General features: G+C 41.2%; 25 protein-coding genes and 1 pseudogene. 11 read left to right on the top strand and 15 right to left on the bottom strand.

Annotated features, from left to right (window positions below):
- The first annotated feature begins 99 nt into the window (after nt 1–99).
- On the top strand, nt 100–1011 hold the full coding sequence (locus tag B1K71_RS02185) for a DMT family transporter (RefSeq protein WP_077324380.1): 912 nt from the start codon (nt 100–102) through the stop codon (nt 1009–1011).
- 60 nt (nt 1012–1071) lie between these two features.
- Complete coding sequence (locus tag B1K71_RS02180; RefSeq protein ID WP_077324379.1) at nt 1072–1926, top strand: DegV family protein; 855 nt, start codon at nt 1072–1074, stop codon at nt 1924–1926.
- Nucleotides 1927–1961: 35 nt separating this feature from the next.
- Here the strand turns inward: B1K71_RS02180 and B1K71_RS02175 are convergent, their stop codons facing one another.
- The 3 genes from B1K71_RS02175 to B1K71_RS02165 all read right to left on the bottom strand — a co-directional run bounded on the left by B1K71_RS02175 (nt 1962) and on the right by B1K71_RS02165 (nt 3455).
- Complete coding sequence (locus B1K71_RS02175; RefSeq protein WP_077324378.1) at nt 1962–2657, bottom strand: alpha/beta hydrolase; 696 nt, start codon at nt 2655–2657, stop codon at nt 1962–1964.
- 96 nt (nt 2658–2753) lie between these two features.
- Nucleotides 2754–3098, bottom strand: a complete 345-nt coding sequence (locus B1K71_RS02170) for a YppG family protein (protein WP_077324377.1) — start codon at nt 3096–3098, stop codon at nt 2754–2756.
- Between the two features lie 90 nt (nt 3099–3188).
- Nucleotides 3189–3455 (bottom strand): glutaredoxin family protein, encoded by a 267-nt coding sequence (locus tag B1K71_RS02165; protein WP_139343278.1) that lies wholly within the window; start codon nt 3453–3455, stop codon nt 3189–3191.
- 571 nt (nt 3456–4026) lie between these two features.
- On the opposite strand from B1K71_RS02165, the gene B1K71_RS02160 reads away from it, so the two are divergent.
- The 5 genes from B1K71_RS02160 to B1K71_RS02140 all read left to right on the top strand — a co-directional run bounded on the left by B1K71_RS02160 (nt 4027) and on the right by B1K71_RS02140 (nt 7441).
- Nucleotides 4027–5484 carry a sensor histidine kinase gene (locus B1K71_RS02160; protein ID WP_077324375.1) on the top strand — a complete coding sequence of 486 codons (1458 nt, stop codon included), beginning with the start codon at nt 4027–4029 and terminating at the stop codon, nt 5482–5484.
- Complete coding sequence (locus B1K71_RS02155; RefSeq protein ID WP_077324374.1) at nt 5459–6148, top strand: response regulator transcription factor; 690 nt, start codon at nt 5459–5461, stop codon at nt 6146–6148. Before B1K71_RS02160 ends, B1K71_RS02155 begins: the two co-directional genes overlap by 26 nt.
- A 148-nt stretch (nt 6149–6296) precedes the next feature.
- Nucleotides 6297–6794 carry a hypothetical protein gene (locus B1K71_RS02150; protein WP_077324373.1) on the top strand — a complete coding sequence of 166 codons (498 nt, stop codon included), beginning with the start codon at nt 6297–6299 and terminating at the stop codon, nt 6792–6794.
- 26 nt (nt 6795–6820) lie between these two features.
- On the top strand, nt 6821–7213 hold the full coding sequence (locus B1K71_RS02145; RefSeq protein WP_077324372.1) for a DUF6220 domain-containing protein: 393 nt from the start codon (nt 6821–6823) through the stop codon (nt 7211–7213).
- Between the two features lie 12 nt (nt 7214–7225).
- Nucleotides 7226–7441, top strand: coding sequence for an SHOCT domain-containing protein (locus B1K71_RS02140; RefSeq protein WP_077324371.1), 216 nt, complete (start codon nt 7226–7228; stop codon nt 7439–7441).
- A gap of 43 nt (nt 7442–7484) precedes the next feature.
- On the opposite strand, the gene B1K71_RS02135 is transcribed toward B1K71_RS02140, so the two are convergent.
- From B1K71_RS02135 to B1K71_RS02110, 6 genes and pseudogenes are all read right to left on the bottom strand, one after another.
- Complete coding sequence (locus B1K71_RS02135) at nt 7485–7946, bottom strand: MarR family winged helix-turn-helix transcriptional regulator (protein WP_077324370.1); 462 nt, start codon at nt 7944–7946, stop codon at nt 7485–7487.
- On the bottom strand, nt 7943–8857 hold the full coding sequence (locus tag B1K71_RS02130) for a YegS/Rv2252/BmrU family lipid kinase (RefSeq protein WP_077324369.1): 915 nt from the start codon (nt 8855–8857) through the stop codon (nt 7943–7945). The genes B1K71_RS02135 and B1K71_RS02130 overlap by 4 nt, the downstream gene beginning before the upstream one ends.
- A gap of 159 nt (nt 8858–9016) precedes the next feature.
- A complete protein-coding gene (locus tag B1K71_RS02125) occupies nt 9017–9868 on the bottom strand; it encodes a PepSY domain-containing protein (RefSeq protein ID WP_077324368.1) in 852 nt (283 codons plus the stop codon).
- A 90-nt stretch (nt 9869–9958) separates the two neighbouring features.
- Complete coding sequence (locus B1K71_RS02120; protein WP_077324367.1) at nt 9959–11305, bottom strand: HAMP domain-containing sensor histidine kinase; 1347 nt, start codon at nt 11303–11305, stop codon at nt 9959–9961.
- Nucleotides 11302–11994 (bottom strand): response regulator transcription factor, encoded by a 693-nt coding sequence (locus B1K71_RS02115; RefSeq protein ID WP_077324366.1) that lies wholly within the window; start codon nt 11992–11994, stop codon nt 11302–11304. Before B1K71_RS02115 ends, B1K71_RS02120 begins: the two co-directional genes overlap by 4 nt.
- 166 nt (nt 11995–12160) lie before the next feature.
- Nucleotides 12161–12726 (bottom strand): annotated as a pseudogene (locus B1K71_RS02110) (GNAT family N-acetyltransferase).
- Nucleotides 12727–12817: 91 nt separating this feature from the next.
- On the opposite strand from B1K71_RS02110, the gene B1K71_RS02105 reads away from it, so the two are divergent.
- A complete protein-coding gene (locus B1K71_RS02105; RefSeq protein WP_077324365.1) occupies nt 12818–13432 on the top strand; it encodes a VOC family protein in 615 nt (204 codons plus the stop codon).
- A 58-nt stretch (nt 13433–13490) separates the two neighbouring features.
- Here the strand turns inward: B1K71_RS02105 and B1K71_RS02100 are convergent, their stop codons facing one another.
- The 6 genes from B1K71_RS02100 to B1K71_RS02075 all read right to left on the bottom strand — a co-directional run bounded on the left by B1K71_RS02100 (nt 13491) and on the right by B1K71_RS02075 (nt 19214).
- Entirely contained in the window at nt 13491–14087 is a 597-nt protein-coding gene (locus tag B1K71_RS02100) for a class I SAM-dependent methyltransferase (RefSeq protein ID WP_077324364.1), read from the bottom strand.
- Between the two features lie 83 nt (nt 14088–14170).
- Entirely contained in the window at nt 14171–14491 is a 321-nt protein-coding gene (locus tag B1K71_RS02095) for a thioredoxin family protein (protein ID WP_077324363.1), read from the bottom strand.
- A 68-nt stretch (nt 14492–14559) separates the two neighbouring features.
- A complete protein-coding gene (locus B1K71_RS02090) occupies nt 14560–15372 on the bottom strand; it encodes a DUF368 domain-containing protein (RefSeq protein ID WP_077324362.1) in 813 nt (270 codons plus the stop codon).
- Between the two features lie 156 nt (nt 15373–15528).
- Nucleotides 15529–16710, bottom strand: a complete 1182-nt coding sequence (locus tag B1K71_RS02085; RefSeq protein WP_077324361.1) for a CapA family protein — start codon at nt 16708–16710, stop codon at nt 15529–15531.
- Between the two features lie 87 nt (nt 16711–16797).
- Entirely contained in the window at nt 16798–17946 is a 1149-nt protein-coding gene (locus tag B1K71_RS02080; protein ID WP_077324360.1) for an acyl-CoA dehydrogenase family protein, read from the bottom strand.
- Between the two features lie 128 nt (nt 17947–18074).
- Entirely contained in the window at nt 18075–19214 is a 1140-nt protein-coding gene (locus tag B1K71_RS02075) for a thiolase family protein (protein WP_077324359.1), read from the bottom strand.
- A gap of 227 nt (nt 19215–19441) precedes the next feature.
- On the opposite strand from B1K71_RS02075, the gene B1K71_RS02070 reads away from it, so the two are divergent.
- The 3 genes from B1K71_RS02070 to B1K71_RS02060 all read left to right on the top strand — a co-directional run bounded on the left by B1K71_RS02070 (nt 19442) and on the right by B1K71_RS02060 (nt 21581).
- The gene (locus B1K71_RS02070) at nt 19442–19588 is read left to right on the top strand and encodes a YfhE family protein (RefSeq protein WP_077324358.1); all 147 of its coding nucleotides are present in this window, start codon (nt 19442–19444) and stop codon (nt 19586–19588) included.
- Between the two features lie 135 nt (nt 19589–19723).
- Complete coding sequence (locus B1K71_RS02065; protein ID WP_077324357.1) at nt 19724–20644, top strand: ABC transporter ATP-binding protein; 921 nt, start codon at nt 19724–19726, stop codon at nt 20642–20644.
- Nucleotides 20637–21581, top strand: coding sequence for an ABC transporter permease (locus B1K71_RS02060; protein WP_077324356.1), 945 nt, complete (start codon nt 20637–20639; stop codon nt 21579–21581). The genes B1K71_RS02065 and B1K71_RS02060 overlap by 8 nt, the downstream gene beginning before the upstream one ends.
- Nucleotides 21582–21610: the final 29 nt, after the last annotated feature.

Below are 21610 nucleotides of genomic sequence, written 5' to 3'. Positions count from 1 at the left end.
CACATGTTAAACAATGATTTCCACTACTTACTGAATGATTTTTTGAACAAGGAATGTTAAAATAAATTAGATTACGCATAAACATAAGGGAGGATTACCATGCGTCTGCCTCCGTTCAACCCATACATAGCTGTTGTCATTGGTGTTGCTTCTGTATCAACAGCAGCAGTTCTTGTGAAATTGGCAGATGGTGCACCTGCTTCCATCATCGCCAATTATCGTCTTTTATTTGCAGTTATTATTATGGCTCCATATATTTTCATTAAACACCGCAATGAATTTCGTTTAATCCATAAAAAAGATTGGGCTTTATCAACAATCGCCGGGGTCTTACTGGCCTTTCATTTTATTCTCTGGTTTGAATCACTCGATTATACATCGGTTGCCAGTTCTGTTGTCCTGGTTTCAATGCAGCCTATTTTTGCCTTTTTGGGAACATATTTTATTTTTCAGGAACGTTTTTCACCCGGCGCTGTTATCAGTATGGTCATTGCTGTACTGGGCAGTATCATTATCAGCTGGGGAGACTTCCGTATAAGCGGCATCGCACTTTTTGGTGACTTTCTCGCACTTATGGGTGCCGTAACCGTAACCGCATACTTTCTGTTGGGACAGCAACTGCGGAAACGATTATCACTGATGACCTATACGTTTGTCGTGTATGGTATTAGTTCAATTACATTGATTATTTATAATCTGATTTTACAGCATGACTTTCTCGGCTATTCAACGCATCACTGGTTTGTTTTTCTTGGACTGGCCGTCATCCCGACCTTTTTCGGCCATTCCTTGTTCAATTGGGCACTCAAGTGGCTGAGCACGTCAACCATATCTATGGGTATTGTATTTGAACCGATTGGCGCCGCGATTCTTGCCTACCTTATCTTGGATGAAGGTGTAACATGGTCACAATTTCTTGGCGGAACCATCGTTATTTTCGGGCTGTTTTTATTCATTATGAGCACCACCCGCAAATCAAAGGTGACCATTTCAAGAAAGCATCACAATTAATCGGCGGTTAAACAATCTGGTATAAGGTAACCACTACAATGAAGGAATTGAGGGGATGTCATGACTATTCAACTAATGACAGATGGGGGAGCCGATATTCCGAAGCGGCTGCAGGAATCAATGGATATAATTTCAGTACCGCTTTATTTGCACTTCCAGGATGAACAATTCAAAGCTGGGGAGACCATTGACTTGGAGACCTTTCATCGGAAAATAAAATTGTCGGATGAATTGCCCCGTTCCGCAGCACCCAGTCCCAATGATTTTTACGAAGCATACAAGCGGATTGACAGCAAAGTTCCTATCATTATGTTTAGCATATCAAGAGGGATAAGCACTACCTATGAAAATGCGGTACTTGGTAAAAACATGCTGTTGGAAGAGGAACCTGACCGTAAAATAGAGGTTATCAACACCAAAACTGCATCATGCGGAATAGGCCTCCTGCTCCATGAAGCCAAAATAAAAATCGGGCAGGGTCTCACATACAATAAACTGATTGATCACTTGCGGGAACGTGTTGAACAAACAACTACATTATTTGTACTGAAAACATTGGAAAACCTTGTCAAAGGCGGGCGCTTGGACAAGATGAAAGGTAAAATAGCAAAAACACTTCATATCAAAGTTTTAATGAAAGCAAGCGAAGAAGGCACCATTGAAGTAGCTGACCGGGTCCGCGGTGATAAAAAATCAATCAGACGATTTATTGAACAAATCGGAGAGTACACAAAGGACTTTGAAGACAAAGTTATTTCAATGACACATTGCAATGCAGAGGAACGCGCTTCACATGTGCTGGAAGAAATACGGAAAAAGTATCCATTTAAAGATGCCTATTTAACCGAAATGGGACCATTAATAGCAACATACGCCGGTGAAGGCGGATTAGTCATTTCCTTTTTTAGGGACTAAAACAGGGAGATTGCGTTACATGCAGTCTCCCTGTTCTAATTCGGACTTTTCATTAAAAATTCATGTACCAGCTGATTCAGGGTATCCTTGTCATCACCCAGACAAATCAGATGTCTGGATCTTTCAAAGAAAATAACTTCGGTCTGGTCGGAAGTTATTTCCTTATCCATGTAATAAACCGTTTTATATGGAACCATGCCATCCTGCTGACCCTGTGCAATCAGTACAGGCATATCCAGTTCCTTTAAATACTTGCGGGTGAAACGCACAAGTTTCAAAAACTCGATGTTCGCTTTAAATGGAACTTCCCCAAGTTTTCGTTTATAGTGCAAGAATAATTTATTTCGCCGAAGATTACCCTTAAATCCATCCGCCACAGCCTTTTTCACATCTTTGGCCATCTGCCTAAAGGATAAAAATTTACCGGCTGGTGCAAGTAAGACCAATTTACTGGTTGGATATTTCGCGGCTAAGTAAGAGGCAATCATACCACCCATCGAAAAACCAATCACATAAATGGTATCGTATTTTTCCTTGAGCTGCTTCATTTTCTCTTCTGCTGTTTCGAGCCATTTTGTATGCGGCACATTGTGCAGGGCGAGTTTTTTGCCATGTCCCGGCAATGTCGGTACTTCGACATGCCAGTCTGTATGTTCCTTTAAATACGTTACAAGCGGATCCACTTCATATGGACCGCCTGTGTATCCATGAATCACTAGACATCCAATCATACAAATTCTCCTCGTTTTTTCCATCATGCCAACACGGTATGACCATTATTATTCCAAAAACAAAGCCGATGAATGTAAACTTTCATCAGCTTATGATTATTTGATTTGTTTCATAAGAGCCCCAAGTTGTTTGACCACTGGCGAAACTTGTTGGACTGTATTGGCAACCTGACCGATTGTCGATAACATTTTATCCAGATCCACTTCACCTTTCTTCTCCTGAAAATAGTGAAAAAGATCATTTCCTTCTATTCCTGTATTAAAGTTATGACTTCCATGCTTATAACCCGGATGCCAGTTAATCGGCTGGCTTGGTTTTGAAAAATATTCAAAAGGTGTCTGGAAGGATTCTTTTGTTTTCGGAACCGGTTTATTAAATGGTGATTGCTGTATATAAGGCCGGTCATGATTCATATGGTTGAAATGTGGCCTGTCGTACATTACACACACCCCTTCAGCAAGTTCTTATTGTAAAATATGCTGAAATTAAGAAGAGTGTGCAGGCCAGTTAACTGCTGCGGCATCATTCATTTAAGAATGAAAATACGTGTTGTCTTGTCCATCAGTCTCCAGCATGCGGTTAATCTTATTCGTTTGCATGCCGAGAATCATATGATTGTTAACAAATGTGGCTGGTGTACCAAACACACCTATTTCCTGCAGCTGTTCCATATATTCATGATATTTTGTAACATTCTTTGTTTCAAAATGTACATTTAATTTATTTAAATGTGCCAACAGTTTATCACATTGAGAACAATCATCACTTACATACACAATCACATTTTTCTCGCTCATAGATGATTTCCTCCTTGAAGTTTTTGTGATTTGGTTTATAAACTTCATGTTTTATTTACCCACCTGGTTAACACCTTAAACACGATTATGTAATTTAGTTTACAATACGGTTACAAATGAATATTTCTCGTAAAAAAACAAAAGGCTGGGACAAAAGTGTATGATCCGAAGAAAAGCCCGAAATAGAGCATCTAGCCGCTCCGGAAATATACTACGCTAGTTACCTCGTCTTTTGAATCACACTTTTTGATATGTCCCAGCCTTTTATTGGTTCCGTTCCCTGGAGATGATCGAACATCTCATCATATAGAATAGAACAGAGCCCATCCCTCATACAGAATACAATGCCTTAAATAGTTGGGCTATGATTTACATCACACCTGATTATTTTTGTATAATACATATGAAACCAGCTGAAACATCCGCTGCGGGGAAATGGTACCTTTTCTGAGGGTGTGCACCTATGCTCAAAAATGGCTTTATAAAAATTTTATATTTTCTTCATCTACTGTTTAGAGGATAGGGGTATCATGTATTACGAGTATGAATCCATTTATAAAGGTTGATCATAATGTCCATCCGAAAACGGCTTTTTCTGTCAAATGCAGCAATGGTGCTGATGCCAATTGTTGTTATTATACTAATAATACTTTTACTTGTTGTCATTCTTAACGGCGGTTTTGAATTTCCGGATAAGCGGTGGCACGGACCACAGCCGCAAAACACCGAACTGAACAGCCGTCTGACCAAAACCGCATCACTAAACCAGGAAAAACTGCTGGACCGGGAATTTTTGGAATCTGTCTTAGATAAATCCGGAACTAAGAACAATGCAATCATTGTTCGTAAAGATGAAAAGATTGTCCAGACAGCCGGGCAGTTGGGTGATATTTCAAACGCAGACCTCCCCGCATATGGAAATGAAGGATTCAATCCAGCGGGAATACGCTTGGACCATAGTCATTATTCCGTCAAACAGCATGATTTTTATTTTCAGGATGGAACAAAAGGTACTTTATTTGTCCTTAATAATTCAGCTTCATTTGTGAAGTTTGCGAGAACGTTTTTTCCGATATTGTTTATCAGTCTGCTCCTGGTTCTTATCATAACAAATGTGCTGCTGTCCTATTTCATGTCGCGGAGCATTTTAGGCCCTGTTAAGCATTTAGCTGCCGCTGCGAAAAAAATAAAATCCGGCAATCTGGATTTCACCATAACACCGAAAAAAAACGATGAACTCGGTCAGCTTGTCCAATCCTTTGATGATATGCGCGCCCAACTGAAAGAATCACTTGAACTTCGGGAAAAATATGAAAACAACCGGAGACAACTGATTGCAAACATCTCACATGATTTAAAGACACCAATCACATCAATCATCGGCTATGTTGAGGGTATCCAGGATGGTGTTGCCCATACCGAAGCAAAGCATGCTCGCTATCTGGATACCATTCATGGCAAAGCAACGTATATGAACCGCTTGATTGAAGAGCTTTCTTTGTATTCAAAACTGGATGTTAAGCGGCTGCCTTTCCAGTTTGAAGCGGTTCATATTTCAGCTTTTGTTCGGGATTACATCGATGAAATAACTGATGAACTTAACGAAAGAAATATTCATATATCACTTGAATCAAATCAGATTGATGCGGTAGTAAAGCTTGACAGGGATAAAATGATTCGCGTATTTGAAAACATCATTTATAACAGTGTGAAATATACGGATAAAGAGACGTGTGACATTCAGATATCGCTTGCGGATAAAGGAACCCTGATAGAAATTACGATAGTTGATAATGGCCCCGGTGTGACGGAAGGGGAGCTGACACAAATCTTCAGCCGGTTTTACCGGACTGATCCATCACGGAATACGGACGGCAGCGGCCTTGGACTTGCAATTGCAGCACAAATCATCGAAACACACGGCGGAACTATTTGGGCAGTAAGTAAACTGGGAGAAGGCTTAAGCATTCATTTCACACTTTCGAAATCAGATGGGGGTAGGCATGAAGAAGAAGATATTAGTTATTGAGGATGATCAGAGCATTGCTGAACTGGAACAGGATTATCTGGAGATTGAGGGTTTTGCAGTCGAAATTGCTTCGGACGGAAATAACGGACTGAAAGCCGTCAATGCCCTGGATAATGATTTAATTTTGCTTGACCTGATGCTTCCTGGTATAAATGGTTTTGAGTTATGCAAACAAATACGTGATGTAACAAATATTCCCATTCTAATGGTTACTGCCAAATATGAGGATATTGATAAGGTCCGCGGTCTGGGACTGGGAGCAGATGATTATATCGTTAAACCATTCAGTCCAAGTGAATTGGTCGCACGCGTAAAAGCACATCTTGCAATGTATGAACGGCTCATACAACGTGAAACTCCGAAAGAAGAGATTTCCATCCGCGGCCTTCAAATAAATACTGCCGCCCGTCAAGTATTTATCAATGGAAAAGAAATTCCGTTTACGGTAAAGGAATTTGATTTACTCAGATTCTTTGCAGAACACCCCAATCAGGTTTTCTCCAAAGAACATTTATTTGAACGTATTTGGGGGTTCGATGCAATTGGTGACAATGCAACCGTAACTGTTCACGTTAAAAAAATCCGTAAAAAAATTGAAAAGGATACGGATAATCCACAATATATCCAAACTGTTTGGGGATCAGGATACCGCTTTAAAGGATAGATTTGAAATTCCCCAGTGCCACGCAGTCCATATATGCTGCGTGGCTTTTTATCGTTTCTTCTTTTCTTGTTTATAAAAAGTTTAGAAAGCGTTCAGATGGATTTCAGACCTGCTTGGTACACTAATAATCAGAACGGGAGGTGGAAACATGAAGTTGTCCGTAAAGGCGAAACGATGGCTGTTAACTGCACATATATTATTTTCCGCAATTATGTTTGGCAACATGGTCACTTTTCTTATTTTAAGCATTACCGTTGCATCAACAAATGACGGCAATTTAATCGAAAGTTGTTACCGGATCATGCATGTGTTGAGTTCAACCTCTGTAAAAGCATCCACTATTGCAACCATTATTACCGGAATTCTGCTTTCTGTTTTAACAAAATGGGGTCTTTTTCAATTCTATTGGCTTATTGTGAAAGAGGTGCTTACGCTCATGCCACTGGGCCTTAACTTATGGGGGATGTACTACTGGACAATGGACGCCTTCCGAATCATGCAGACCTCCCAAGACCGGGCAGCATTATTCATGGTGCAGACAGAACTTTGGTCAGGCATCATAATTCAGATGCTTTCACTCATCTTGATTTTTGTATTATCCGTTTTTAAACCATGGGGAAAACGCCATGCTGCTTCCCGGTCCTAAACTAATTTTTATGTGGAGGTGATATTTTGAAACAAAACAGAAACCGTCTGATTCAAAAAGTATTTGGACTGCTTGCACTGCTTTTTTTCCTGGGCATTATCATTCAGGTGTTCCTCGCGGGCATAGCTCTCTTTATGGATATTGGAAAGTGGCATTACCATACAACATTCATTCATTATGTTGAATTTATACCGCTTGTGATGCTTGTCATATCATTCTTTGGCGGGATCCCAACGAAGTTTCGTTGGCAATGTGCTGGATTGTATCTCTTGATTGTCATTCAATATATAACAGCAAATCTCGCGGGAAGTGTACCTTATCTGGCTGCTTTTCACCCTATTGTAGCATTGCTGCTTTTCTTAGGATCACTTGTCATTACACGTAAAAGCCTTTTTGCAATAAATCATACGAAAAAATAGGAGTTGATCATTATGTATTGGGAACATTTTCATCCGTTTGGATTCTTTTTCTTTCTGTTGATGGTTGGATTACTGGTTACAAATATTGTTATGTGGAGACGACGGGCAAGTTATATGTGCTTTCACCACCGATCATATGATGCATTGTCTGCACTTGACCACCGCCTGGCAAATGGCGAAATTACCATCGAAGAATATGAAAAGGTAAAACAAATACTGAAGAAATAATGGTGAGGCTGTCTTCCCGGGCGGCCTCCTTTAAATTATGTATCTATAATTCTTTAATACTGGTTCCAAGCTTCTTCACCAAATTAATTGCTTGTTCTTTTTCCTCCATATTCAATCCGCTCATAATTTCATCAATTTTTTTCCAATGGTCCGGAAAAATGGAGTTTAATAATTTCGCACCTTTTTCAGTAATGGACAGCAGCATTACACGACGGTCGCGACAGTTCGATTCCCGCACCAGATAATCTTTTTTCTCCAGTTTTTTAACGACATAGGAAATGCTTCCGCTTGCCAACAAAATTTTATCGGCAATCTTTTGAACTGGCTGACTGCCGCGATGATACAACAATTCCAAAACTGCAAAATCGGTCAGGTTCAGGCCTTTAGACTGTATATCTTTTTCCACTTGATCCATCATGACCCGGTATGTTTTGGATAGAACGACAAATAATTTCAATGACGGGTCCTGCTTTTTAATTGTAATTAGTCTATCGTTTTCATTCATGGGCTCACCTGCTTTCGATTATCTTGGCACCGTATCATTTGGAGATGTCCGGGCAATATCCTGATTGCCTCCGGTGTAACGCCATCTATTTCACCGTCCATATCAATTTCCATTTCCTGTTCTGTGGTGATTTGGACGGACGAAGCTTGGAAATGAATAATTTCTGAGAGCTGTTCCACATCTGTATTCGGACGATTCATGGACAATAGTTCCCGAAAAGAAGCAATCGATGAATTTTTGATGACGAGAACGTCCAAAAGCCCATCAGATGGATGTAAAGATGGAATCGGCAATTTTCTTGTACCGATAAAATTGCCATTCATAACAAGGATCATTACTGCTTCGCCCTGATGATTCTCACTTTCGCCTGAAATGTTATAGAAAAAAGATTCAGCCTGATTGACCGTTTTCAGTGTGCTCATAAAGTAGCTGAGGACACCAAAATTCTTCTTCTGTGTTTCATTTATATTTAAGGATGTCTCAGAAATAAGTCCGATTCCCCAGAAATTCAAAAAATACCGCTTATCGGCGAAACCAACATCGATATCAACTACTTCGCCGTCTACTAACACCTCAGCGGCCTGCCTCGGGTTTTGCGGCATGTTCAGTGTCCGGCTGAAATCATTGCACGTTCCACCGGGAAGAATTGCCAGCACTGGTCGTTTTTCCAATGGAGAAATGCTGTTGATACATTCATGCAAGGTACCATCTCCGCCTAAAACAATAATCAGTTCAACTTCCTGGGCAAAATTCACACAGGTGTCCTTCAACTCTTCTAGTGACATTGTCCGGATTGTCGTCAGTTCCTTAATATTTGTTGATAGCACAGGCAAGATTTCAGAAAGGTTTTGACGCATATTTGTATCATCTTCATTTCCATTGAAAATAAATAATGCCTTTTCATATTTCATGCTGCAATCCCCCATCAGGAAACTCTGTATAGACAGTACCTTATTACCACATTTGGAAACTTAAATTTATCATACCATAGAAAAACACAAAGAGGTCACCCGTGATTTAGGGATAAAAAATAGCTGCCGGCATCCGGCAGCTATTTTTTATCAGTATATTTATTTTTGCTTATTTTTACTTGGGTGATCCTGATCAGCTTTTCCCCGATCTTGACTATTATGATTTTGGTTGTTATTTTGCTTATTATTGTCTTTGGATTCATTGTGATTTTCATCGTTGTTGTCATGATCTTCACCGTCAGCGGAATCATCGTTGTCAAATTTATCAATGGACATTACGATAATTTCACCTGTATAAGCATCAATTTCAAATTCGGCTTCTTTTTTCTCGGATTTCACTTCAATTTCATAGATCAGCCGGTCATCATCTTCATCCAGCTCACTGCTGAGAACGGTACCCGGCACTTCATTCAGTGCTATTTCCTGTGCCTTTGCTGTACTGATGCGTGGTTCTTTAGTTGTTTCCTCTTGTTGGTTTGTGCCTTTATTATTCTTATCCTTTTGATTATCGGTCTTTGTGTCTGCATCATGGTTATCCTTTTGCGCTTTGGCATTACTGTCTGCTTTATTGTTATCCTCATGCGCGTCAAGATCACCTTCGTCTGCATCATCATTTTCTGTCTCGAAGTTCTCTTCATGCCGGTCATCGTCTTCACCATTATTGGAAATCAGCTGCTTTTCAAGTGACAACACTTCACCGGTGTTTCCATCAAAAACGATGTCGTATTCTTTTCCATCCTTCATGACTTCCACTTCATATACAGTACGATTGCCTTCCTTATCCAGTTCAAATTCCGTAATTTTACCAGGATATTGATCATGTACCATCTGCTTAATTTGCTGTTTTGACAATTCCGGAGCCGCCTTTGAAGCACTTGTATGATACATGCCAAGACCAAGTGCTGACAAACCAAGCAATATACTTAACACAACACCTATTTTTTTCTTCATGTTTAATGCCTCCCTGTTTCTATCCTGCTTTCATCATACCCGCTTAACATGAAAGAAAAATGTGGACTGGATTAGAATTCAATGAGAAATTTAGTCTATAGTTGACAATGTTATGCTAAAAATGGATCCATTGCCGGATTCACTGGATACAGTCAGCTGGCCCTTATGTTTTTCCATAATAGCTTTTGCAATAGCCAAACCAAGTCCAGTTCCGCCAAGATCCCTGCTTCGTGATTTGTCCATCCGATAAAACCGGTCAAAGATTTTTTCCGCTTCCTCCTGCGGAATTCCTTGTCCGTAATCCTGCACCTTTACCTGCACTTCGGATTGACGCCTTAAAACGTACACATTTACAGCCTCATCACTGTATTTCAGGGCATTATCTATTAATATATAGAAAACCTGCTGCAGCTGGTCATGATTCCCATTCACCATAATTTTTTCCGCTTCTGCCTCAAAAGTCAATTCCCGATCATAAGCTCCTTTGAACTGATCAACCGTTTCCCTGGTTAACTGAATAATATCAAGTTTGCTATATGTTTCGTTTTCCTGATTTTTAGCCAGAAGCAGCATTTGTTCAACAAGCTTCTGCATCCGGTCTGCTTCTGAATCAACTGCCTGAACAGACTCGTTTAAAAGTTCCGGATTATCCTGCCCGCGTCTTTTAAGCAATTGCGCATAACTTTTCACAATGGAAATCGGAGTTTTCAGTTCATGCGATGCGTCTGAGACAAACGTTTCCTGTCTTTCAAAATTGTCCTTCAAGTATTCAATCATCACATTGAATGTTTCTTCCATTTCATATAGCTCATCCCGCGACCTGTTTTCCAGATTAATCTTTTTCCACTTGGCATCGGTTATATTTTCCTTCATCGTTCCAGTCAAGGATTTGATTGGTTTCAAAATAAACCGGCTTAAAAACGTACCCGCGATAATGGTCGGAATCAGCACGATAACCGATGCGACAGCCAGGACGTAAAACAGAGTTTCCATCGATTCCGAATGTGCGACAAGCTGCTTATAAACCTGTAATGTTGCCACTTCTCCATTTTCCCAGATAATCGGCTTGGAGATAGTTAAAAAGTCGGCCTGATTACTTAACTCAATAACACCGGCAGTCTGCTTTTTTGAAAAAGTAAAGGGAAGTTCCGTAAATTCCTGATCCTTCGTTAAAGTAGGAATCAGAAATTCCCCATCCTTTCCGATAATCCGAACCATTCCATCCGTTGGCAAATATGCTTTCAGTAAATCACTTTTCGCAATATTGGGCGACTCGTTTAATGCTTCCGTAATCTCGTTTGTTTGATCAGTCAGTTCCGCCTTTTCCGCATTTAGCGACATATTATAGAACAAATAATAAATCGCGGTATTCACAAGCAGAACCAACACTAGCATAAACAGGCTGGAAAACAGACGGATTTTCGTCGACAGTTTCATTGCACATGATCCTTAATCGTATAACCGACACCCCGGACAGTCTGAATATAGGCCCGATTAAATTCCTTATCCACTTTTTGGCGCAAATAGCGGATATAGACATCGACCACATTCGTGTCCCCGTAATAGTCAAAGCCCCACACGTGCTCAATCAGCTGGTCTCTTGTCAGCACCTGATTTTTATTTTTTAATAAATAAATCAACAGATCGAATTCCCTTGGTGTCAGCTCAATCTGTTTATCCTCTCGTTTCACTTCCCGTGTTCCAATATCAACATTCAGATCCCCGACGGAAAGCTGCTCTCCATTCTGTTCAATTGTCGACCGCTGTCTTAGGTGAACGCGGACCCGTGCCAGCAGTTCCTCAATTTGAAAGGGTTTGGTCATGTAGTCATTCGCCCCAAGATCCAGTCCACTTACCTTATCATGCACCTGATCCCGGGCCGTTAAAAGAATGATGGGCGTTGACTGATTGGTGCGGCGAAATCTGCGCAGCACTTCCATACCGCTTAATTCCGGCAGCATAATATCAAGCAGCACCAGGTCCCAGTTCCCATCCTCCAGCTTGTTAAGTGCATCTTTTCCATTATTGGCTATTTCTGTAGCATAATTTTCATATTCCAATTCAAGCTGCAGCACCCTGCTGAGCTTCTGTTCATCTTCCACAATTAATATATTTGCCTTCTCCATTCAGTTCACCTGCTTCATTATTGCCTTTGAATGTACTATATCAAAACCTGGTGAAAATGTATTGGATGACGTAATGATATAAAATGGTGCGGATTTTAATGGGCATGCTTTATGCTTCCACTTACTTCCTTTAAATATAAACTTCATGATTCAGCAAAATTCAAGTTTAATTTCTCACCTTGGCAAATACGCATGTATCCCGCAGTTCATTTCCGTCTATTGCAACTGAATCATTATAATGGATGCCTTCCAGCTTGAAGCCAAGGCGTTCGGGAATTGCCCGGCTCCTCCAATTATTCGTATCGCATTGAATCTCCACCCGTTTGGCTGAAAGCTCGCTGAACGCAAAATGGGCCAAGCCTTCCACTGCTTCTGTTATGAAGCCATGACCGGCTTTTCGTGTATCGACCCAATATCCAATTTCAAACTTCGGAATCTCCCAATCAATACGGTGCAATCCTGTCAAATCGACCAACTCTCCTGTTTCCCGCTGGAAAATATGCAGGCGCAGTCTTCCCGTTTCAAAAATGCGGCATGGGCTTCACACACATTCGCCTCCACTTCCTCAAGCGTCTGATCTTTTTGTGCGAAAGGCAGCCATTTTTTCAACTCCGATTTACTAGCTTCAATTGCCTTAAAAACCTGTCGGCCATCTCCAGGTTCAGGCATTCGGATATGTAATCTTTTTGTATAAAATTCATTCGGAAATGCCTTTAAAATCGGATTTTGCATTAATAATCCGCCCCCTTGTAAAATAAATTTCTTTTCATTATAGCAATTTTTCTGTAAAATCACGATAACAAGTTTTTTTGGAGGTGAAAAAATGCTTGCACTCGACCATATTATTCTTGCTGCCAAAGACCCACAACAAGCAGCCGAGGATTTTGCAATCAAACATAATATCAACGTTTTGGAGGGCGGCAAACACGAAAAATGGGGAACCTATAATTATTTGGCCTATTTCAGCAATGGCTGTTATTTGGAATGGCTTGGAATTTTCGATAAAGACTTAGCTGTCCAATCAGAAAATCCCTTGATTGACCAGCTTATCCGCACGTTGGATAGTGATGTGGAAGGGGCAATTCAATATGCACTGGGAACTGACGACATGGATTATTATTTGGAGCATTTTCGTCAAGAAAACATATCATTTACCGGCCCGATTGCTGGCAGCAGAAATCGTCCGGATGGCTCACTCCTGGAATGGCGAATGCTTTTTCCACAAGCAGAAATCATCCGTCATCCTTTTCTGATTGAATGGGGCGATGGAAAAAATGTGCCAAGCGACCCTGCCCTCATTAACAAACAACAGATTGACACCATTTTTCCCGTAATAGCTAACCGGGATGACTTCGATAAAATTTTCCAAACAGATCATCAACTTGAAAACGTGCAATTAGCCCCGTCAGCTATGATGAGATTTTCCATATCTAAATAACCCGCAGTTCAAATCTTACGGGTTTTAGTAAATGAGCATCTGCAATGGGATGCTCATCCTATTTCATTCCGAGTGCACATACCGTGTCACACGGGTTTGTTGGCTTGATAAAAAATTCAATATCGGTATAACCGGCGTTGGCCAATAATGCAGAAAGCTGCCCGCCAATCAGGTTACTCGTTTCATCGGTGGCGCCCTTTTCATGCGGTTTGATTATTAGGGCAATTTTCCCGCCATCGTTCATTTGGGTACGTATCCTTTCCAGTGTGTTCACCGGATTCTCCCAGAAGGTAACATTATTAATGACCAGGACCTTGTCAATTTTCTGCGATAATGCAGGAAGGTTGTGAGCATAGCCTTCCACCAATTGAACCCGGCTATTGATCAAATGTTTGTTTAACCGCCTTAATGACTGAAAAACCATCACTTCAGACGGATCAATGCCTGTAATTGTCAAACGTTTTCGCCGCTCCAGAAGATACTTCATTGCCTTTCCCGAACCAAAGCCAATCTCCAGTGCGTGCTCCCCGTCCTGAATATCCAGAAAGTCCAATGTCCATTTAATTATTTGTTTGTTTTCTTTCGACATATACCAGCCGGCAATCCGCCCAAGGAACCCCTTAGGCTGTACAAACTGTGTGAATAATTTTCCCATCGGAGCATCCTCCTTACAGGGCTACATTCCACCAATCACAAAAAAATAATCACCCTCCGGAAGAGGATGATTATATCAAAAAGCTATGCCAATTGCTGGTGCAGAAATTCACTCACAGATTCCGGTGATTTCGTATCAGCACTGTGTTGATGCGCAATTTTTTCTCCATTCTGGAATAACAGGATACTCGGGATGCCCATCACTTCATATTTTTGGGCCAAACCTTCAATTTCATCGCTGTTGACCTCATACCAGTCATAATTATTGAATTCATCCATGACCCCATCAATAAACATATTCATACGTTTGCAATCCGGGCACCAATCAGCAAAAAACTTAACGATAACCGGTTTGTCAGACTGAATAATCTCATTAAATTGTGCTTCAGTATCTATATGTTTCATACGTTATCACCTCTTTTTTATTCTACTCTCATTGTATCTATTTTTCTGTTTATTGTCGCCCAGTTTGCTTATTCATACTCAACTTTACCTAGTAAATAAGCAGTCGCAAGCCCCACTGCGAACGTTACGACACTAAGTATCATAACTGACATTTCGGCTGGCCAGCCGGGGAAAACGACGAAGACAGACCCGATTACCATACCGATAATCAGTGCAAATGTCTTTGTATAATAATGATTCAGGAAATAATTAATGATCTTACTCATCAGCAAAATGCCAATGACAATACCTACCCCTGTAACTGCAATAATATCCAGCTGCATATTACTAATCGCACTAATCAATGTTGAGTATACTCCAATCACATACAACATAAAGGATCCGCTGATTCCGGGCAGAATCATTGCACTGCTTGCAATAATTCCTGAAAAAAACAACAGGATATATGTAGACGTTGTGATATTGGTAATGACAGCCCCTTCACTGGTCTGAAAAACCATAAGCGAACCAACTATTACTGCCCCAACCAGCAGAATGACTATATGACTTGTCTTAAATTTATTTTTCGCATCAGATTTATGGAACAGGTAAGGAAGGACACCGATAATCAAGCCAAGAAAAAAGAATTTCGTTGGAACAGGGTGATTTTTAAACAGCCATTCTATCAAATGACTCAACAGCAATATTGCAGTACCCACCCCGATGCCAAGCGGTATCAAGAACCCAAGCTGTTTTTTCCAATCTTTGCTTACAAGTCCATTGATGGCAGCAATTAACCGTTCATAAATCCCTAGCAGGACAGCTATTGTTCCGCCGCTGACTCCCGGAATAACATCACTCGCTCCCATAAGCAATCCACGATAAATATTTTTCCATTCCATTGTTAAGTAAGTCTCCTCCAGCATTCATCTTTTTTTACAAGCATACCGTTATCATACCAAATTATGCTCTTGTTTTATAGAAAAAGTTAAAGGAACATGGACAGGAAAAAAACATTAAAAATCCGCACCAATCATCTGATGCGGAGGAATATCCTGCTATTTTTCGATAAACTCAAGCCCTGGCATCCATTGTGATACATGCTGCTTTATTTCCTTATAATGCTGCTGGGCGTTTGCCAGTTCATCATTGGTCAGCTGAAACATCGGAGTAACTTCAAAATCGGACCAATTTTCATACTCCACAAATGTAGGCATAAACTTTGGAGAATCTATTTTGACAGTTTCTTGATTGCCTTTAATGGTTTTATGAACCGTAAACTTGAATATGCCGCCAATCTTCCGGTAAAATTCATCCTGACCGGATAGGAAATTCCCCAAAGAATAGGCAACAAGTGTTTTATTTCCATGTTTCCCTTTCACCCAATCAACCGGTTGAAGAACGTGCGGATGATGACCGATAACGACATCCACACCCTGATCCGCGGCAAACTGGACGAGTGCCTTTTGTTCATCATTTGGCATGCGGATATACTGATCACCGAAATGCATACTCAGTACAACAATATCTGCCTGCTTTTTAGCTTTTTGAATCTCGGATTCCATCAGTCCGCGATCAATCAGATTGACCAGATAATCTTTATCGGTCGGAACTGGAATCCCATTTGTTCCATATGTGTACGCCAGAAACGCAGTAGATATGCCTTCATCGGTTTCATAAACGCGTATTCTATTACTGTCCGCTTCATTTTTAAATGCGCCGGTATACATCATATCAATAGATTCCCAATGTTTGATGGCACTTTGTATTGCTGCTTCCCCGCGATCCAGCGTATGATTATTCGCCAGTGTAACAACATCAACCCCGGCGTCCTTTAATGCGTCACCAACTGCATATGGACTGTTAAATGACGGGTAGGAAGATAACCCCAATTCAATACCGCCAATCATCGTTTCCTGATTGGCCATCGTAATGGTGGAATTTTTTAAATAAGGTTTTACACGATTAAGCATCGGACGGAAATCATAACCATTCTTCGTCTTGGCATCTTCATATACACGGTCGTGAATCAACATGTCACCAATGGCCGTAATCGAGATTTTCTTGTGTATCGTTTCGGGCTTTTCAGGTTCCGCCGGTTCTTCCGTTTCCTGTCCTTCATCTGTCCCGTTATTTTCTGTTGGCTTGGAAGTCTGATCTGGAGCATCATTGGCACATGCCGCTAAAACGATACTCAGAAACAAAATGACAAAAAGGCCTGTTAATTTACCCCACCTCATAAATTATTGCCCCTTCGCACGGTTTGATTTTTGCTCCATAACCGTGCAGTTTTCCTACATCATACCATAAAAAAACGACAAAAAGACCTATAACCCGATATTTTTCGCAATAATTGATTTCATAATTTCATTTGATCCCGCATAGATCGATGCTACCGGTGTATCCCGAAAACGCCTGGCAATCTTGTATTCTTCCATGTATCCGTAACCGCCATGAAGCTGCATGCATTCATTGGCAATCCGCTTGGCAGTATCCGTCAACCAATATTTGGCCATGGATACTTTCGTGACGATTTCCTTTCCGGCAATATGGTCCTCAATTAGTGTCTCCAAAAATGACCTGCCAAGTTCAACCTGAGTCGCCATTTCAGCCAGTTTAAACTGTGTGTTTTGAAACGAACCGATGGGCTTGCCGAATGCTTCCCGGGATTTCACATACTCCAAAGTTGTCTCCAGCATATCTTCAGAAGCAACCTGACCGGATATTGCGACAACAAGCCGCTCCTGCTGCAGTTTTTCCATCAGATATTTGAACCCTTTCCCTTCTTCGCCTATCAAATTCTCCCTTGGAACACGGCAGTCCTCAAAATATAATTCCGCAGTATCCTGCGCATGCAATCCAACCTTGTTCAGCTTTCTGCCCCGGGAATACCCGGGTGAATCCGCCTCAACCATTAACAGACTGATTCCTTTGTGTTTCGGCTCTGCATTCGGATCTGTTTTAACAACAACAAGTATGAGATCCGCCTGAATTCCGTTTGTAATAAAGGTTTTCTGGCCATTAACAAGATAATATTCGCCTTCACGTATGGCAGTCGTCTTAATGTTAGCCAGGTCTGATCCTGTGCCGGGTTCTGTCATGGCGACAGCCGTTATATGATTGCCCGTAACACATCCCGGCAGCCATTTTTCTTTCTGACTTTTCGTGCCGTATGATTCAATGTAAGGTGTTACGATATCGGAATGGAGCCCAATTCCAATCAAGCTGGTTCCGATCCGTTCCAATTCTTCCAAAATAATAAGTGAATAGCTGAAATCAAGTCCTAATCCGCCATATGCCTCTTCCACATGTGGACACAGAAAACCCATCTCACCCATCTTTTTCCAAAAATCAAACGGAATTACCCGTTCTTCTTCCCATTGCTCATAATACGGTTCCGCTTCATCCTGCAAAAACTTTCGTATTGTCGTCCGAAACATTTCGTGTTCATCTGTTTCAAACCGGTATTTACCCATACAATCCCTCCAATTTCGACTGCATACGGATTACACCATTAAAGGGAATTACTACCCGTTAGCATTGAATTACTTACCTGTGGCCAGCAACAATTTTGCGGGTAGTTGCTTCCCCAAAGTTCTTCTTCCTACTCCATTCGTTCAATGATGGTTGCATTAGCTGTCCCCATGCCTTCGCATATAGCCAACAGTCCATACCTGCCACCGGAACGTTCCAATTCATTAATAAGCGAGATTAATAGTTTTGTTCCAGTTGCGCCTAATGGATGGCCAAGTGCAATCGCCCCGCCATTCACATTTAACTTTTCCGGATCCGCGCCAATATCCCGAAGCCATGCCATCGGAACAGGAGCAAACGCTTCATTTACTTCATACCGATCAATATCAGCAATTGTTAACCCGGCTTTTTTCAGAACCTTTTCCGTTGCTTGAATCGGACCTGTCAACATTAGCGTTGGATCTGAGCCGATTACTGTTCTTGCCACGATGCGTGCTTTTGGTTTGAGCCCAAGCTCCCCTGCCTTTTCAGACGACATAAGCATAACTGCACTCGCCCCGTCACTCATTTGGCTTGCATTGCCTGCAGTTATTTTGCCATCTTCTTTGAAAACAGCATTTAACCCTGCCAGTGCCTCTATGGTCGTATCTGCCCTTGGTCCTTCATCCACCTGAACAACTTTCCCATCATTTGTTTTAACAGGGGAAATTTCCCGGTTAAATTTCCCTTGTTCAATAGCCTTCCGTGCACGCTGATGACTCTGCAGTGAAAATTCATCCAGCTGTTCGCGGGTAAAACCCCATTTATCGGCAATCTTCTCTGCGGAAATACCTTGATTAACAATTTCATACCGGGACGTCAGTTTCCTACTTGGCTTTGTTTCCTGTACATTCGAAAACATCGGTGCCCGTGTCATGCTTTCGACACCGCCGGCGATGACAACATCCATATCCCCCGCAGCAATTGCCTGTGCACCAAAGTGAACAGCCTGTTGACTCGATCCACATTGCCTGTCAATTGTTACACCCGGAACATCAATCGGAAATCCGGCGATTAATGCTGCAGTTCTTGCTACATTTCCCGCCTGTTCCCCAACCTGTGTCACACAGCCCATGATGACATCTTCAATATCTTCCGTATTCACGTTGGAGCGCCGAACCACTTCTTCCAGTATAACTGCTGCGAGTTCATCCGCCCGATAACCGGCAAACAACCCTTTCCTCCGTCCAACAGCAGTACGGCAGCCATCTACTAGTACAACCTCCCGCATAACCTCACCCCTATTTTTGTATTGATTATGTCTTTATTATATCTGATTTTTTAAAAAATAAAAAAGTATTCATGCTTTATGCATTCGTGAACGCTTGTATTTTTTTGTTGTATCTGCCGCTTTTTAAATCGGCGTCAATTGAAAAAATAAGAGGGTAATGTTTATCTGATTGCACAGAGGGAAAATAGAAAGAGACTGATAATCTATCAATGGAAAGGAAGTCATGAATGCGAAAAACGCAATACCAGCCAACAAAGAATAAGCAGCTGACAGATGCTCAGGAAGTTCATTATGCAAAGGAATTTAAACACGCAGATATTGCAGGCGGTTATCGTCAATCTCGCGTTAAAGAAGCAAAAGGTGAAAGAAATTAAATAAAAATGGAATGAAAGCACCTCTTAAAAATGGGGTGCTTTTTTAATTTCCTCTAAAAAGTGTCGTTAAATGAAACTTCTTGTCCTTTTGGGACGTACATAACTGTCAGCGAATAAAATTGGGGGAATTACATAATGTCGGAAACCGCAATGGATCTGGTCAATTTAAAGAAAAATATTGGCAGTAAACACATTATTAAGGGATTGAACTTTTCCATCAACAAGGGTGAAGTGTTCGGTTTTATCGGCCCGAATGGCGCCGGTAAAACAACGACTATCCGTATGATGGTCGGTTTAATGCAAATATCAGATGGTGATGTGCGCATTCTTGGAAAAAGTGTTCAATCCGACTTCAAGAAAGCAGTGGCTAAGGTGGGAGCGATTGTCGAGAACCCGGAGATGTATCCATTTATGAGCGGGTTGCAAAACTTGAAACATTATGCCCGTATGACACCGGGCGTGACAAAGGAACGCATCCACGAGGTCATTAAACTTGTTGGTCTTGAAAAACCAATTAAACAAAAAGTGAAAAAATATTCACTTGGAATGCGTCAACGGTTGGGAATCGCTCAAGCATTGCTTCATAACCCATCAGTACTTATATTGGATGAACCGACAAACGGTCTTGACCCGGCCGGAATACGGGAGATTCGTCAATATATCCGCAAGTTGGCAAATGAAGAAAATGTGGCAGTGATTATTTCAAGCCATCTTCTGTCGGAAGTTGAGCAGATGTGCGACCGGATTGGACTAATTAAAAACGGCGAGATGGTTACCATACAGCATGTTAATGACGTGACTGCACAGGAGAAGACGACACAGGTTTTGATGGAAGTTACCCCTATCGACGATGCAGTTGACATTCTGAAGAATGAACTTGTTCTGGAAGCAGCGGTGACGGATGACGGGATCACCATCCGCTGTGAGAAAGACAAAATTCCAGGTATTATCAAAACATTGATTCATCACGATGTGCTTGTTTATCAGGTAACGACTTTAAAAACAACACTGGAAGACAAATTCTTTGATTTGATTGGAGAGAATACGATTGGGTAACTTTATGAATTTGCTGATCAATGAGCAATTTAAACTATATATCCGAAAATCAACTTGGATTATGTATATTTTGACAGCTGCTATTATTATTGGTTTGGCTTTCATGTCCAATTTTACAGCACCGAATGAAAAATACCAGGTAGACAACTGGGAGCAGGTGCTGAAAGATGAAAATGCCGAAATGAAAAAAGAGGCAGACAAAGAAGGTATGATGCAAAGCTTCTATTCCGGGCAAATTGAGAGAAACAATTTCTTTTTGAAGAATGACATCCAGCCGGCAGCCTATGATGCATGGCAGTTTGTAATGGAAAATGAATTTCTGCTGTCATTGGTAAGCCTGTTTACGATTATTGTCGCTGCAGGAATTATTGCGAATGAATTCAGGTGGGGGACCATTAAACTTCTATTGATCCGGCCAATTTCCCGCACCAAAATTCTTGCTGCCAAATATGTATCTGTGTTGATATTCGCGCTGTTGACACTGGTTTTTGTCCTTTTGTTTTCCTGGCTCGTTGGACTGGTGTTCTTTGGAATGAATGGAATGGATCCGCATATCGTCATGCACACAAATGAAGGATATGCATATGTTTCTGTTATAGAGCGGATTGTTGAAGGGTACGGTTATCAGTTAGTGACATTATTGATGATGGCGACATTCGCATTTATGATTTCGGCGATTTTCCGCCAGAGCGCACTTGCGATAGGGCTGGCAATTTTTCTTATGTTTGCCGGTAATGCAGTGGTGGCATTTCTTGCAAAATATGACTGGTCGAAATTTATACTTTTTGCCAATACAGATTTGCAGCAGTACGCCAATAATACAGCCGCAGAGGGAATGTCCCTGGGCTTTTCCATTGCAGTATTAGCCGTGTACTATATAATCTTTTTGGTGCTGACCTGGGTATTTTTTGCAAAAAGGGATGTTGCAGGATTGTAAAGTTTATTCCCTTCAATTTTTCCACATTT

Origin of the sequence: Virgibacillus siamensis (assembly GCF_900162695.1) — a bacterium.
In the GTDB taxonomy this organism is placed as follows: domain Bacteria; phylum Bacillota; class Bacilli; order Bacillales; family Amphibacillaceae; genus Lentibacillus; species Lentibacillus siamensis_A.
The sequence above is the reverse complement of the archived record's forward strand: the minus strand, read 5'-3'. Positions and strand labels throughout refer to the sequence as shown.